We start from the raw sequence: 377 nt of genomic DNA, 5'->3' as shown, positions 1-377 counted from the left end.
CAGGCCATCATGATGCAGGAATCTGGAGGCAGGGGAACAGACCCGATGCAGTGTTCGGAAAGTCCATATAATACAAGATTCCCACACACTCCTGGTTCTATTACTGATCCGGATTATTCGATAGAGGTTGGAGTGCAAACCTTTGCGGACTGTATCAGTCAGGCAGGATGCAGCAGCCCACAGGATATGGACAAGTTAAAACTTGCATGGCAGGGATATAACTATGGAAATGGATACATAGGATGGGCATTGCAAAGAGGCGGTTATACAGAAGCCAATGCATTGCAGTTTTCACAGGAACAGGCAGCTTCGCATGGATGGAGCAGTTACGGAGATCCCCAATACGTTCCCCATGTGATGCGGTATTATTCCGGTGG

1 protein-coding gene is annotated in these 377 nt (G+C 48.3%); it reads left to right on the top strand.

Features of this window, described 5'->3' with window-relative positions:
* On the top strand, positions 1-377 hold a 377-nt coding region (locus G4407_RS16340), incomplete at both ends, for a lysozyme family protein (protein WP_173689714.1).

This window comes from Allocoprococcus comes (genome assembly GCF_013300725.1).
Classification (GTDB): Bacteria; Bacillota; Clostridia; order Lachnospirales; family Lachnospiraceae; genus Allocoprococcus; species Allocoprococcus comes_A.
Note: the sequence above shows the minus strand (reverse complement) of the source record. Positions and strands in the feature narration are given on the sequence as shown.